11 protein-coding genes and 1 tRNA gene are annotated in these 13,528 nt (G+C 75.9%); 9 read left to right on the top strand and 3 right to left on the bottom strand.

Annotation, left to right across the window (positions count from 1 at the left end; all coding sequences use genetic code 11):
• Positions 1 to 133 precede the first annotated feature (133 nt).
• The 6 genes from ACIQUR_RS17815 to ACIQUR_RS17790 all read left to right on the top strand — a co-directional run bounded on the left by ACIQUR_RS17815 (position 134) and on the right by ACIQUR_RS17790 (position 7,741).
• Complete coding sequence (locus tag ACIQUR_RS17815; RefSeq protein WP_403665022.1) at positions 134 to 772, top strand: MauE/DoxX family redox-associated membrane protein; 639 nt, start codon at positions 134 to 136, stop codon at positions 770 to 772.
• Positions 681 to 1,223 (top strand): TlpA family protein disulfide reductase, encoded by a 543-nt coding sequence (locus ACIQUR_RS17810; RefSeq protein ID WP_403665020.1) that lies wholly within the window; start codon positions 681 to 683, stop codon positions 1,221 to 1,223. Before ACIQUR_RS17815 ends, ACIQUR_RS17810 begins: the two co-directional genes overlap by 92 nt.
• Positions 1,220 to 3,304 carry an ABC transporter ATP-binding protein gene (locus ACIQUR_RS17805; protein ID WP_403665018.1) on the top strand — a complete coding sequence of 695 codons (2,085 nt, stop codon included), beginning with the start codon at positions 1,220 to 1,222 and terminating at the stop codon, positions 3,302 to 3,304. The genes ACIQUR_RS17810 and ACIQUR_RS17805 overlap by 4 nt, the downstream gene beginning before the upstream one ends.
• A gap of 587 nt (positions 3,305 to 3,891) precedes the next feature.
• Positions 3,892 to 4,380, top strand: a complete 489-nt coding sequence (locus tag ACIQUR_RS17800) for a S26 family signal peptidase (RefSeq protein ID WP_403665016.1) — start codon at positions 3,892 to 3,894, stop codon at positions 4,378 to 4,380.
• Between the two features lie 387 nt (positions 4,381 to 4,767).
• Positions 4,768 to 6,825, top strand: coding sequence for a phosphocholine-specific phospholipase C (locus ACIQUR_RS17795; protein WP_403665014.1), 2,058 nt, complete (start codon positions 4,768 to 4,770; stop codon positions 6,823 to 6,825).
• A 157-nt stretch (positions 6,826 to 6,982) separates the two neighbouring features.
• On the top strand, positions 6,983 to 7,741 hold the full coding sequence (locus ACIQUR_RS17790) for an alpha/beta fold hydrolase (RefSeq protein ID WP_403665012.1): 759 nt from the start codon (positions 6,983 to 6,985) through the stop codon (positions 7,739 to 7,741).
• A 55-nt stretch (positions 7,742 to 7,796) separates the two neighbouring features.
• Here the strand turns inward: ACIQUR_RS17790 and ACIQUR_RS17785 are convergent.
• Positions 7,797 to 7,869 (bottom strand) — tRNA-His (locus ACIQUR_RS17785).
• Between the two features lie 189 nt (positions 7,870 to 8,058).
• On the bottom strand, positions 8,059 to 8,790 hold the full coding sequence (locus ACIQUR_RS17780; RefSeq protein WP_403665010.1) for a hypothetical protein: 732 nt from the start codon (positions 8,788 to 8,790) through the stop codon (positions 8,059 to 8,061).
• A 99-nt stretch (positions 8,791 to 8,889) separates the two neighbouring features.
• Between ACIQUR_RS17780 and ACIQUR_RS17775 the strand changes: the two genes are divergently transcribed.
• From ACIQUR_RS17775 to ACIQUR_RS17765, 3 genes are all read left to right on the top strand, one after another.
• Complete coding sequence (locus tag ACIQUR_RS17775; RefSeq protein WP_403665008.1) at positions 8,890 to 9,789, top strand: LysR family transcriptional regulator; 900 nt, start codon at positions 8,890 to 8,892, stop codon at positions 9,787 to 9,789.
• Positions 9,770 to 10,909, top strand: coding sequence for a M24 family metallopeptidase (locus ACIQUR_RS17770; RefSeq protein WP_403665006.1), 1,140 nt, complete (start codon positions 9,770 to 9,772; stop codon positions 10,907 to 10,909). Before ACIQUR_RS17775 ends, ACIQUR_RS17770 begins: the two co-directional genes overlap by 20 nt.
• A 103-nt stretch (positions 10,910 to 11,012) precedes the next feature.
• A complete protein-coding gene (locus tag ACIQUR_RS17765) occupies positions 11,013 to 11,570 on the top strand; it encodes a GNAT family N-acetyltransferase (protein WP_403665004.1) in 558 nt (185 codons plus the stop codon).
• Between the two features lie 121 nt (positions 11,571 to 11,691).
• Here the strand turns inward: ACIQUR_RS17765 and treZ are convergent, their stop codons facing one another.
• The gene (gene treZ / locus ACIQUR_RS17760; protein WP_403665002.1) at positions 11,692 to 13,437 is read right to left on the bottom strand and encodes a malto-oligosyltrehalose trehalohydrolase; all 1,746 of its coding nucleotides are present in this window, start codon (positions 13,435 to 13,437) and stop codon (positions 11,692 to 11,694) included.
• Positions 13,438 to 13,528: the final 91 nt, after the last annotated feature.

Raw genomic sequence — 13,528 nt, 5'->3', positions numbered from 1 at the left:
AGAGGGGGGCGCCCCGCCCGCTGCGGCGGGCGCCCCTCGTACCGCCCGCCCGCGCGCACGGCCGCGCCGGTCTGTCCGCGCCACGCGCGCCACCCGCGCCGTCCGCTGCCCGTCGCCCCGATCGGGAGACCCCATGGTGTACCTGGCCCTGGGAATCCGCTGCCTCGTCGGATTCCTCTTCCTGGCCTCCGCGGTGAGCAAGGCCTTCGGCCGGAAATCCCTCCGGAAATCCTTCCTGGAATTCACGGAATCCGTCGCCGCGATGCCCCTGGCGCCCCGTCGCGGAATTCCGGCGGTCGCGGCCGCGGTGATCCTCGCGGAATTCGCGATTCCCGTGCTGCTGCTCCTTCCCGGCCCCGCGTTCCCCGCGGCCGGGTTCCTGGCCGCCGCCGCCCTGCCGGCCGTGTTCGGCCTCTCCATCGCGCTCGCCCTGCACCGCGGTGCGGCCCCGCCGTGCCGGTGCTTCGGCCCGTCGGTCACCCCGCTGGGCGCCCGTCACCTCGTACGCAACACCCTGCTCGCGGCCCTCGCGGTGACCGGAGCCGTCCTCGCCGTCCGGCCGGCCGGACCCGCGCACCCCGGCGGCGCCGCCCTCGCCGCGGCGGCCGGCGTGCTGGCCGCCGTGCTCGTCGCGGCCCTCGACGACATCGTCCAGCTCTTCAGCCCACAGGAGACACCCCATGCCGTTCGTGATCGCGGCCCTGCTGCTCGTCGGAGCGCTGTGCGCCCTGGACCTGGTCCTCACCCTGGGCGTGATCAAGCGGTTGCGTGACCAGGGGGCACTGCTCGCCGAACTCGGTTCCGGCACCCCCGCCCTGGCCGTGGGGGAGGAGGTCGGCGCCTTCACCGCCACCACCGTCGACGGCGTGCCGATCGGCCGCGACGACCTCAACGACGACACCCTCGTCGCCTTCTTCTCGCCCACCTGCGGCCCCTGCCGCAAGAAGCTGCCCGCCTTCGTCGCGCACGCGCGCACCCTGCCCGGCGGCCGGGACGCGGTCCTCGCCACCGTGGTCGGGACGCCCGAGGCGGCCGCCGCGTTCACCGAGGCCCTCGCCCCGGTCGCCCGGGTGGTCGTCGAGGAGGCCGACGGACCGGTCGGCGCCGCCTTCAACGCCACCGCCTACCCGACGGTCCTGCGGGTGGCCCCCGCCGCCGACGGCCGGGTCCTCGTCACCGCGGACCAGGTGGACCTCGGCCGCGTCCCGCAGGCCGCGGCATGACCACCGCCCCCGCCGTCTCCCGGCTGCGGACCACCTCGCGCCGCCTGGCGGCGGCCGGGGCGCTGGCCCGGCGGGCCGCGCCCGGGGCGCTCGCCGTGTTCGTCGCCGTGTCCCTGGCCGCGGCCGCGCTGCCGGTGGCCGCCGCCTGGTTCACCAAGGCCGTGCTGGACGGCATGGCGGCGGGCGCGCCGGCCCGTACGCTCCTCGGCCACGGCGCGGCCCTCGCCGCCGTCGGCCTGCTCACCGCCCTCGCCCCGCAGGCCACCCGCTACCTCCGCGCCGAGACCGACCGCGCCGTCCAGCTCCTGGCACAGGACCGGCTGTTCGGTGCCGTCCAGGAGTTCACCGGCCTCGCCCGCTTCGAGGACCCGCGCTTCCTCGACCGGCTGCGGCTGGCCCAGCAGGCCGGCCGGATGACCCCGAACCAGTCCGTCGACGGCCTCCTCGGCATCGTCTCGGCCGCCCTCACCATCACCGGCTTCCTCGGCTCGCTGCTCGTCGTCAGCCCCGTGATGACCGCGCTGGTCCTCGGTGCCGGGCTGCCCGTGCTGCTCGCCCAGCTGTCCCTGGCCCGCCGCCGCGCCCGGATGTTCTGGGACATCGGCCCGGCCGAGCGGCGCGAGCTGTTCTACGCGGACCTCCTCACCACCGTCGACGCGGCCAAGGAGGTACGGCTGTTCGGCACCGGGCCCTTCCTGCGCGCCCGGATGCGCGCCGAGCGCCGTTCCGCCAACGCCGCCCAGCGGGCCGTGGACCGGCGGGACCTGGCCGTCCAGTCCGGCCTCGGCCTCCTGACGGCCGCGGTCGCGGGCGGCGGGCTGCTGTGGGCCGTGGGGGCCGCCCGTACCGGCGCCCTGTCCGTCGGCGACATCACCGTCTTCATCGCCGCGCTCGCCGGGGTCCAGGGCGCGCTGACCGCGCTGGCCGGGGAGATCGCCCGGACCCACCAGGCACTGCTGATGTTCGACCACTACCTGGCCGTCACCACCGCGGGCCCGGACCTGCCGGTGCCCGCCCGCGCCGCCGCACCGGAGCCGCTGCGGCGGGGGATCGAGCTGCGGGATGTCTGGTTCCGCTACTCCGACGGGCACCCGTGGGTCCTCAGGGGGGTCAGTCTGACCATCCCGTACGGGCGTTCCCTGGCCCTGGTCGGGCTCAACGGCGCGGGCAAGTCGACCCTGGTCAAACTCCTGTGCCGGATGTACGACCCGACCCGGGGCGCGATCCTGTGGGACGGCACGGACCTGCGGGACCTCGATCCGGCCGCGCTGCGCCGGAGGATCGGCGCCGTGTTCCAGGACTACATGACGTACGACCTGACGGCGGCCGAGAACATCGCGCTCGGCGACCTCGACGCCCTCGACGACCCGGCCCGCATCCGCGCCGCCGCCCGTCGCGCCGGCATCGACCGCCGGATCCGCGAACTCCCGCAGGGCTACGACACGTTGCTGACGCGCCTGTTCTTCCCGAGCCCGGGCCCGGAGGGCCCGCCGGAGGCGCCGGGGGAGGGCCGGACAGCCGCCCCCGAGGACGTCCCGTACGCCTCCGGGGGCACCCGGGACACGGCGGGGGACGCCCTGGCCGCCGCTCCGGGCGGAGCGCCGGCGGCCGGCCGCGAGGACACCCCCGCGGGCGGCACGCAGGACCCGTACGAGGACGTGGCGGTCCTGCCGGGCGGGCCGCCCCCCGACCCGGCCGCGGGCGTCGAGCTGTCCGGCGGGCAGTGGCAACGGCTCGCCCTGGCGCGGGCCCTGCTGCGCGAGCGCTGCGACCTGATGGTGCTCGACGAGCCCTCGGCGGGGCTGGACGCCGCCGCCGAGCACGAGATCCACACCGCCCTGCGCCGGCACCGCCGGGGCCGCACCAGCCTGCTGATCTCGCACCGCCTGGGCGCGGTGCGGGACGCCGACCTGATCGTCGTCCTGGACGGCGGCCGGATCGTGGAGCGCGGCGACCACCGCGCCCTCACCGCCACCGGCGGTGCGTACGCCCGCCTGTTCGCCCTCCAGGCGGCCGGCTACCGCGACGCCCCCCAGCTCCCGGCCCCCGCTCTGCCCCTCCCTCCGGGGGACGCCGCATGACCGCCCACGAACCCGCCCCGCACGACCCCGCAGCGCACGGCCCCGCAACGCACCGGCCTCCCCTGCATGAGCCTGCCCCGGGCGGGACCGCGGGGCTCGGGCCTGCCCTGGACGGGCCTGGCCCGGGCACGACCGCAGTGTTGGGGCTTGGTGTGGACGGGTCTGCCCTGGACGGGTCTGCCCTGGACGGGTCTGCCCTGGACGGGCCTGGCCCGGGCGGGACCGCAGCGCACGGGCCCGCACCGCACGGGGGTGGTCCCGCCGACGCGCTGGGCGGGTCGCGCCGTGGCCCCGCCCCGCCGCCGGCGGCCGGCCCCGTCCCTCCGCCTCCGGCACGCCCGGCCCCGAGCCGGTCCGGCCGGTCCGGTGCGTCCGGCCACCGCGGCGTCCCGGAGGCGCCTGGGTTCCGGCCGGCTGCGGTCCAGCCGATTCCCGGGCCCAGGGGCGCCCAACCATGCTGCCCCCAGGGGAAGCTGACGGTGCACCAGGGGCCGCCGCCGGCCCCGGCGTCGACTGCGGGAGCGCCGGGAGACCGCCCCGCGCACCCCGGGCCCCCGCCCGGGCGCCGGGCCTCCCGGCGGCTCCCCGTGCTGCCCCTCCTCGCGGCCGCCGGCTGGGCCGCGGCCGGGGTGCTGCTCGCCGTCGGGGCGTACGGGGCGGCCTCCTACGTTGCCGCGGGGGCCGGGCTGCTCACGCTCGCGGCGCTGCCCGCGCGGGCGTTCGTCCTGGTCACCGTGCGCGGGGCCAGCATGGAGCCGGCCTTCCACGACGGCGACCGGGTGCTGGTGCGCCGTTGGTCCGCGCCGCGGCCGGGGGTGGCCGTGGTGCTGACCCAGGGCACCCTCGGGGGCGCGCCGGTCCGGATCATCAAGCGGGTGGCCGCCGTCCCCGGCGACCCAGTGCCCCGGGCCGCCGTACCCGCCCTCGCCGACGTCCCGGAGGACACCGTGCCGCCCGGACACCTCGTGCTGCTCGGCGACAACCCCGCCGCCAGCGTCGACTCCCGCCAGGCCGGCTACTTCCGCACCGACGCCGTCCTGGGCGTGGCCCGCCGCCCGCCCCGGCGCCACCGCTGAGCTGCCCCGGCCTGGCGGTCGAGCTGCCCCGGCGATCGGGCCGCCCGGGCGGTCGGTTGCCCCGGCGCCGCCGCGGGGACCATGGGTCAGCCGATCCGGGCACCGCGCCCCGGATCCCCGCCCCCCGTGTCGCGGCCATCGTGCCTCGACCGGATCCCCGACCCCCGCCCCGGGCCCCCGCGCCCCGGCCCCTCCCTCACCCCACCACCCCACCCCCCTCCCCGGTTTCACACCCGCCACGGTGTGGCCGTGACCGGTGTGAACGGGGGGAGGCGTTCGCCTGGCGTACCGCGGGGCGTCACGGGGGAGTCTCCGGGCGGTACCCCTTGAGCGCTGTTCTAGGGGCGCCCCTTGCCTCCCCCTCACACCCCAGAGGTCGACACCCCGATGGCAGAACTCAACCGACGCCGGTTCATGCAGATGGCCGGTGGCGCCGCCGCGCTGACCATGCTGTCCGACAGCATCGCCCGGGCCGCGTCCATCCCCGCCCAGGGCACCACCGGTACGCTCCAGGACGTCGAGCACATCGTGGTCCTGATGCAGGAGAATCGTTCCTTCGACCACTACTTCGGGTCGATGAAGGGCGTACGCGGCTTCGGTGACCCGCGCCCGGTGACCCTGCCCAGCGGCAAGCCCGTCTGGAACCAGTCGGACGGCAAGAAGGAGATCCTGCCCTTCCGCCCGGCGGGCGAGGACCTCGGCATGGAGTTCCTCCAGGGCCTCAACCATGACTGGGCCGACGGCCAGAAGGCCTTCAACAAGGGCAAGTACGACCAGTGGGTGCCCGCCAAGACGGCGACCACGATGGCGTACCTGACCCGGAACGACATCCCGTTCCACTACGCGCTGGCCGACGCGTTCACCCTCTGCGACGCGTACCACTGCTCGTTCATCGGCTCGACCGACCCGAACCGCTACTACATGTGGACCGGGTACACCGGCAACGACGGCACCGGCGGCGGCCCGGTCCTCAACAACGCCGAGGCCGGCTACGGCTGGAAGACCTACCCCGAGCGCCTCCAGGAGGCCGGGATCTCCTGGCGGATCTACCAGGACATCGGCGACGGCCTGAACGCCGCCGGCAGCTGGGGCTGGATCAACGACGCCTACCGCGGCAACTACGGCGACAACTCCCTGCTGTACTTCAACACCTACCGCAACGCCCAGCCCGGCAACCCGCTCTACGACAAGGCCCGCACCGGCACCAACGCCAAGGCGGGCGACGGCCTGTTCGACCTCCTCCGCGCCGACGTGCAGGCCGGCCGGCTGCCCCAGGTCTCCTGGATCGCCGCCCCCGAGGCCTTCTCCGAGCACTCCAACTGGCCCTCGAACTACGGCGCCTGGTACATCGCGCAGGTGCTGGACGCGCTCACCTCCAACCCCGACGTGTGGGCCCGTACCGCACTGTTCATCACGTACGACGAGAACGACGGCTTCTTCGACCACGTCGTGCCCCCGTACGCCCCCGGATCCGCGGCCGAGGGCCTGTCCACGGCCCCCACCGCCCTCGACTACTTCCCCGGCAGGACGGGGTACGTCGCCGGCCCCTACGGCCTCGGCCCGCGCGTCCCGATGCTGGTCGTCTCGCCGTGGAGCACCGGCGGTTACACCTGCTCCGAGACCTTCGACCACACCTCGATCCTGCAGTTCATGGAGCGCCGCTTCGGGGTGAAGGAGACCAACATCTCGCCCTGGCGCCGCGCCGTCTGCGGCGACCTGACCTCGGCCTTCGACTTCAGCCGCGCGGACAGCAGCGCCGCGGTGCTGCCGCCGACCGCCGGCTACCACCCGCCGGACCGCGACCGCCACCCCGACTTCCTCGCCCCCGCCCCGGCGGTCGGCACCATGCCGAAGCAGGAGCCCGGCTCCAAGCCCACCCGCCCGCTCCGGTACGCGCCGTACGTGGACGGCCTGGCCGCCCCGAGCACCGGCAAGTACCAGCTGACCTTCAGCGGCGGCCCGCAGGCCGGCGCGCAGTTCTACGTGACCTCCGCCAACCGCACCGACGCCCCCTGGACGTACACCGCGGAGGCCGGCAAGACCGTCGCGGACAGCTGGAACAGCAAGTACTCCAAGGGCCTGACGGACCTCACCGTGCACGGCCCGAACGGCTTCCTGCGCCGCTTCCGCAACCCCGGCAAGACCGCCGGCCCCGAGGTCACCGCCCGCCACAACTCCACCACCGGCAACATCGACCTCACCTTCACCAACGCGGGCGCGGCGGAGGTCCACCTCACGGTCACCAACGCGTACGGCGGCGCCGCGCAGACCTTCACCGTCCGCCCCGGCGCGACGCTCACGCAGAGCATCGACCTGCGGGCCGGCCGCAGCTGGTACGACCTGACGGTCGTCTCCGACGGCGACAGCACCTTCCTGCGCCGCCTCGCGGGACACGTGGAGACCGGCGCCTCCGGCGTCAGCGACCCCGGCATCGCCACCGCGTGACCCGCAACGGCCACCGCGTGACCCGGCACCGCCGCCACGTGACCCGGCGGCCGCACCGGCCGGTGTGATCCCCGGTCCGGTGGGCAGACCATACGGCGTCAGTGCGCCCGCGCACCCCGCCACGCCACGCCACGCCACGCCACCGCGAGGAGACCGTATGGCCATCGCCCACCGGACCGTCGGGACCGGGCCGAACCACGTCATCGTGCTGCACGACTGGTTCGGCACCTCGGCCAACTGGGGTTCCGTGCTCGACTACCTCGACCCGGACACCTTCACGTACGCCTTCCCCGACTACCGCGGCTACGGGCTGCGCAAGGACGAGACCGGCCGCTACACCCTGCCGGAGATCGCCGACGACGTGCTCGCCCTCGCGGACGAGCTCGGCTGGACCACCTTCTCCCTGGTCGGTCACTCCATGGGCGGCAAGGCCGTCCAGCAGGTGCTGGTCCGCGCGCCCGAGCGGGTCGAGCGGCTGGTCGGCCTCGCGCCGGTGCCGGCCGCCCCGTACGAGATGGACGACGCCACGCACGCCCTCTTCCACGGCGCCGCCGACGACCCGGCCAAGCGGCTGGCCATCCTCGACCTGGTCACCGGCAACCGGGCGAGCCGCCACTGGCTGGACCGCATGGTCCGGCACTCCCTGGAGGTCTCCCGCCCCGAGGCCTTCGGCGGCTACCTCACCAGCTGGCAGACCCTCGACCTGTCCACGGCCGTGAAGGGCAGCACCGTCCCCGTGCTGGTCCTCGTCGGCCAGTACGACCTCGCGCTCACCGAGGACGTGATGCGGGCCACCTGGCAGGTCTGGTACCCGAACTGCGAGATCCGCGTCGTCCCGGGCGCCGGCCACTACCCGATGCACGAGACCCCGGTGGCCCTGGCCACGGAGGTCGAGGCGTTCCTGCGCCCCGCCTGACCCGCGGAAACGCCTGTGGGGCGTACGAGAAACTCGTACGCCCCACAGGACACAGGGTGAGTGACGGGACTCGAACCCGCGGCCACCTGGACCACAACCAGGTGCTCTACCAGCTGAGCTACACCCACCACGACGGGCGGCGGACCACCCGTTCGATGTGCACGCACAGCATAGCCGATCAGCGGACCGCCTCCGCGCCACCCGTACGGCGCAACGCCGGCCCCGGCCCGTACCGCGGCCCGGGCCGGGGCGCGCCGGCCGCCGCCCACCCCCGTGGAGCGCCGGCCGGCCGCGGTCCGGCCGGGCCCGGGTACGTCCTAGACGCCGGCGCCCGCACGGGCCCGGGCGTGCTCCACCGCCGCCGCGGCCAGCGCCCGCACCACCGGGTGCGGCCGGCTCCCGTCCCCGTGGAGCTCCGGCTGGAACAGGGTGGCCAGGTAGAACGGGTGCCCCGGCAGCTCGGCGATCCGCACCTGCCCGTCCTCGTCCCGACCCGACAGGACCAGCCCGTGCGCCTGGAGCGCCGGCAGGTGCAGTGGATCCGGCCCGTAGTTGCAGTGGTACCGCTCCACCGAACGCTCCGCGCCCAGCACCGACTCGGCCAGGCTGCCCGGCACCACCCGGACCACCCCCTCGTGCCCCACCAGCGAGCAGGCCAGCGGCGCGATCAGCGGGTCCTCGGCTTCCGGGTCGTTCTCGGCGTGGGCGGCCGCGGCCAGCCCGCACACGTTCCGCGCGTACTCCAGCAGCGCGTGCTGGAAGCCGCCGCAGGTGCCCAGGAAGGGGATGCCCGCCTCGCGGGCGGTACGGACCGCCGCGACGGCACCCGCCTCGCTGGCGTACGGGCTGCCGGGCAGCACCCAGACGGCGTCGAACCCGGCCAGCGCGCCGGAGGCGGCCTCCGCCTCCGCGTCGGCGGTCGGGATCCAGTACGCGTCCAGCACCAGCCGGTCCCGCTCGGCGAGCGCGGCGAGCAGTCCGGGAACGCGGACGTGAGAGGTCACATGAGGGGAGCGGTCGCCCACGAGGGCGATACGAGCGATCGTCATGCGGACCATCCTGGGACGCCGGAGCCGTTCAGCGCCAACGATCATTCCTGCACCGCGCATCAGCAACACTAATGGTGATCATGGCCCATCCTGGGGCCCATGGACCCGCACCTCCTGCGCACCTTCGTCACCGTGGCCCGGCTCGCCTCCTTCTCCGCGGCCGGCCACACCCTCGGCTACACCCAGTCCGCCGTCTCCCAGCAGATCGCCGCACTGGAGGGCGACCTCGGGACCGTCCTGCTCACCCGCCGGCCCGTCGCGCCCACCCGGGCCGGCGAACGGCTCCTCGAACACGCCGGGCCCCTCCTGCTCCGCCTGGACGCCGCCCGGGCCGACATCGCCCGGCTCGCCGCCGCCCCGCCCGACGAGCTGACCCTCGCCGCCAGCCCCCTCGCCCTCGGCCCGGCCGCCCTCGCCGCACTGCCCCCGACCGGCGTCACCCTGCGCGTCCTGCCCCGCGAGGAGATCCCCGCCGCCGTCGCCACCGGCGCCTGCGACCTTGCCCTCGTCGACGGCGTCGCCGCCCCGGACGACCCCCTCCGGCTGCCCGACGTCGCACCCCTGGGCGTCGTCGGCGCCGACGAGGGCCCCCTCGCCGTCCTGCTGCCCGACCGGCACCCCCTCGCCCACCGGACCGCCCTGCGCCTGGCCGACCTGGCCGACGCGCGCTGGCTCGACGCGCCCGGCGCCGGCTTCCCCCTCGACGCCCTCGCCGCGGCCGCCGGCGCCCGCCCCGGCGGCCTCACCCCCGCCCTGCGCTACGAGGGCACCGACGTCCACACCCTCTGCGCCCTCGCGGCGGCCGGCCACGGCCTCGCCCTGCTGCCCGACCGGGTCGCCCGCGGCTGCCCCGCGGGACGCGCCGTACCCCTCGCCGCCCCGCGCCTGGTGCACCGTACGGAGCTCCTCTCCTCCGGCACCCTGGAGGGAGCCGCCGCTGCGCTGGCGGGCCGCCTGACGGGGCGCCAGGATGATGACCATGACGAGTCCGCACCGTGAGCACCCCGAGCCCGCCCCCTTCACCGCGGCCGACTACGCCGCCCGGATGGAACGCGCCGCGGCGGCCGCCGCCGACGCAGGCCTCGCCGGACTGCTGATCGCGCCGGGCCCCGACCTCACCCACCTCACCGGCTACCAGCCCATCGAGACGGAGCGGCTCACCCTGCTCGTGCTGGCCGCCGGCCAGGACCCGGTGCTCGTGGTGCCCGCCCTGGAGGCCCCCGACGCCCAGGCCGCGCCGGGCGCGCCCGCGCTGACCCTGCGCGACTGGTCCGACGGCAGCAGCCCCTACGCCGCGGCCGCCCCCAGCCTCGACGTCGACGGGCACTTCGCGGTCAGCGACAACGCCTGGGCCATGCACCTGCTCGGCCTCCAGCGGGAGTTGCCCGGCACGACCTACTCGGCGGTCACCGACGTGCTGCCCATGCTGCGGGCCGTGAAGGACGAGCGGGAGCTGGCCCGGCTCGCCGCCGCGGGCGAGGCCGCCGACGCGGCGTACGCGGAGGTCCTCGGCGTGCGCTTCGCGGGGCGGCGGGAGAGCGAGGTGGCCGCCGACCTCGCCCGGCTGCTGCGCCGCCACGGCCACTCCCAGGTCGACTTCACCGTGGTCGGGTCCGGTCCCAACGGCGCCAACCCGCACCACGAGGCGGGCGAGCGGGTCATCGCCGAGGGCGACATGGTCGTCCTGGACTTCGGCGGCCTCAAGCACGGCTACGGCTCCGACATCTCCCGGACCGTGCACGTCGGGGAGCCGTCGGCGGCCGAGCGGCAGGTGCACGACGTGGTGCGCGAGGCGCAGCAGGCCGCCTTCGAGGCGGTCCGGCCCGGGATCGGCTGCCAGGACGTCGACCGGGCAGCCCGGAAGGTGATCACCGACGCGGGCTACGGCGAGCAGTTCATCCACCGCACCGGGCACGGCATCGGCGTCACCACGCACGAGCCGCCGTACATGGTGGAGGGCGAGGAACGGCCGCTGGTGCCGGGGATGTGCTTCTCGATCGAGCCGGGCATCTACCTGCCCGGGCGGTTCGGGGTGCGGATCGAGGACATCGTGACCGTGACGGAGGACGGCGGGCGCCGCCTGAACAACGCGCCGCGCGAGATGGCCGTGGTCGGCTGAGGCCGCGGCCCGGGGCGGCCGGCGGACGCCGTGCGTCAAAAGCGCGACGGGAAACTGACGGGTCGTAGGCGAACCCCGGGGCGATGTGATAGTCAGCCTTGTCATGGGTGACGTGGTAACCGCACGACTGGTCCTGCATCCGATGAGCGCCGCCGACGCGGAGCGGCTCCTGGCGCGCGCACCGCTCCCGGCGGACCGCTGGGCGGCCGGCTACCCGGCGGAGGTCGACCTGGTGGGCGCGCGCAACTTCCTGACCACGTGCGCGGAGTCCGGTGACCCCGGGGCGTTCGGCGCGTACGAGATCCGGCGCCGCTCGGACGGGGCCGCGATCGGCGGACTGGGCTTCCACGGCCCGGCCGACGAGGAGGGCGGGGTCACCATCGGGTACGGGCTGATCCCCTCGGCCCGCGGGCAGGGGTACGCGACGGAGGCGCTGCGGGCGCTGGTGGACCTGGCGTGGGAGCTGGGGGCGCACAGCGTGCGCGGTGACACGTCACACGACAACGTCGCATCGCAGCGGGTGATGACGGCGGTGGGCCTGCGCCTGGTCGCCGAGGACGACCAGCTCAAGTACTACGAGCTGCACCGCGCCCGGCACCCCCGGGCCGTCCCGGCCCCCGCCGCCCCGGCCGCCCCGGCCCGCCGCCGGGCCCCGGCCTGAGCCGGCGGGCCCCCGCCCGACCCGGCAGGGCTCCGGCCCGACCTGGCCGGGCCGGCTCCCGACCTGGCCGGCCCCGGCCCGGCCCCGGCCCGGCCGCGGGCCGGTCCGTCGGGCCCCCGGGTCAGGGCCCCAGCACCACCGCCGACTCGCCCGGCAGGTGGAGCCGGCCGTCCGCGCCCGGCGGGTCCGTCGGCTGCCAGGCGGCCAGCACCCGCACGCCGTTGTGCCCCAGCGCGATGGTCACCGGGTGCGGCGAGAAGTTCACCGCCACCCTGACGTCGCCCCGGCGGTACGTCAGCCAGCGCCGCTCCTCGTCGAAGGCCACCCGGACCGCCGCCAGGTCGGGGTCCCGCAGGTCCGGCTGGCGCCGCCGGAGCGCGACCAGGGTGCGGTGCCAGTCCAGCAGCCGGTCGTGCGGGGAGTTGCCCGGCTCCTGCCAGTCCAGCACCGACCGGTTCCGGGTCGCCGGGTCCTGCGGGTCCGGCACGTCGGCCGCGGCCCAGCCGTGCGCCGCGAACTCCCGGCGGCGGCCGGTCCGCACCGCCTCGGCCAGCGCCGGATCGGGGTGGTCGGTGAAGTACTGCCAGGGCGTCGTGGCCCCCCACTCCTCGCCCATGAACAGCATCGGCACGAACGGCCCGGTCAGCGTCACCGCCGCCGCGCACGCCAGCAGGCCGGGGGAGAGGCTCGCCGCCAGCCGGTCGCCCAGCGCCCGGTTGCCGATCTGGTCGTGGGTCTGCGCGTACCCCAGGAACCGGTGCGCGGGGGTGCGGCGGCGGTCCACCGGCCGCCCGTGCCGCCGGCCGCGGAACGACGAGTGGGTGCCGTCGTGGAAGAACGCCCGGGTCATCGTCTTGGCCAGCGCGGCGAGCGGGGCCCGCGCGAAGTCCTCGTAGTAGCCGTGGGACTCGCCGGTGAGGGTGGTGTGCAAGGCGTGGTGGAAGTCGTCGTTCCACTGTGCGTGCAGGCCCAGGCCGCCCGAGGAGCGGGGCGTGGTGGTCCGCGGGTCGCAGCGGTCGGACTCGGCGATCAGGAAGAGCGGGCGGCCCAGTTCGGCGGCCAGCGCGTCCACCGCCCCGGCCAGCTCCTCCAGGAACGTCAGCGCCCGGTCGTCCGCCAGGGCGTGCACCGCGTCCAGCCGCAGTCCGTCGATCCCGTAGTCGCGCAGCCAGGCCAGCGCGCTCTCGGTCAGGTACGCCCGCACCTCGTCGGATCCGGGCGCGTCCAGGTTCACCGCCGCACCCCAGGGGGTGGCGTGCCGGTCGGTGAAGTACGGGCCGAACGCGGGCAGGTGGTTCCCCAACGGGCCCAGGTGGTTGTGGACCACGTCCAGCACCACGCCGAGGCCCCGCGCGTGCGCCGCGTCCACGAACCGGGCCAGCCCCGCCGGCCCGCCGTACGGCTCGTGCACCGCCCAGGGCGCCACCCCGTCGTACCCCCAGCCGTGCCGTCCCGGGAACGGGCAGACCGGCATGAGGGACACGTGGGTCACCCCGAGCTCCACGAGGTGCCCCAGCCGCTCCGCGGCCGCGTCGAAGGTGCCTTCGGGGGTGAAGGTGCCGACGTGCAGCTCGTACAGCACCGCGTCCTGCAACACGGTCACGTGTGACATGGCACCGATCTCGAAGCGGGCCGTCTCCACCACCGCGCTCTGCCCGTCGGGCCCGTCCGGCAGCCGCCGCCCCCGCGGGTCCGGCCGCACCACCTCGTCGCCGTCCAGCAGGAACCCGTACCGGTCCCCGTCGGCGGCGGGCGCCTCCGCCACCCACCAGCCCGCCCGCCGCGGATCGCGCGCCATCGGGCGCGTGCCCCCGTCCAGCCGCAGCGCGACGCGTTCCGCCTCTGGTGCCCACACCTCGAACCGCAATGGACCGGTCCCCTCGTAGCCGACGGTGCCAACATGCCCGCGTCCATCATCCCCGCCCGGACGGCGCTCTTCTGGACACTCCGGCACTGAC

The sequence above is a fragment of the Streptomyces sp. NPDC101132 genome, assembly GCF_044759225.1.
In the GTDB taxonomy this organism is placed as follows: Bacteria; Actinomycetota; Actinomycetes; order Streptomycetales; family Streptomycetaceae; genus Streptomyces.
Note: the sequence above shows the minus strand (reverse complement) of the source record. Positions and strands in the feature narration are given on the sequence as shown.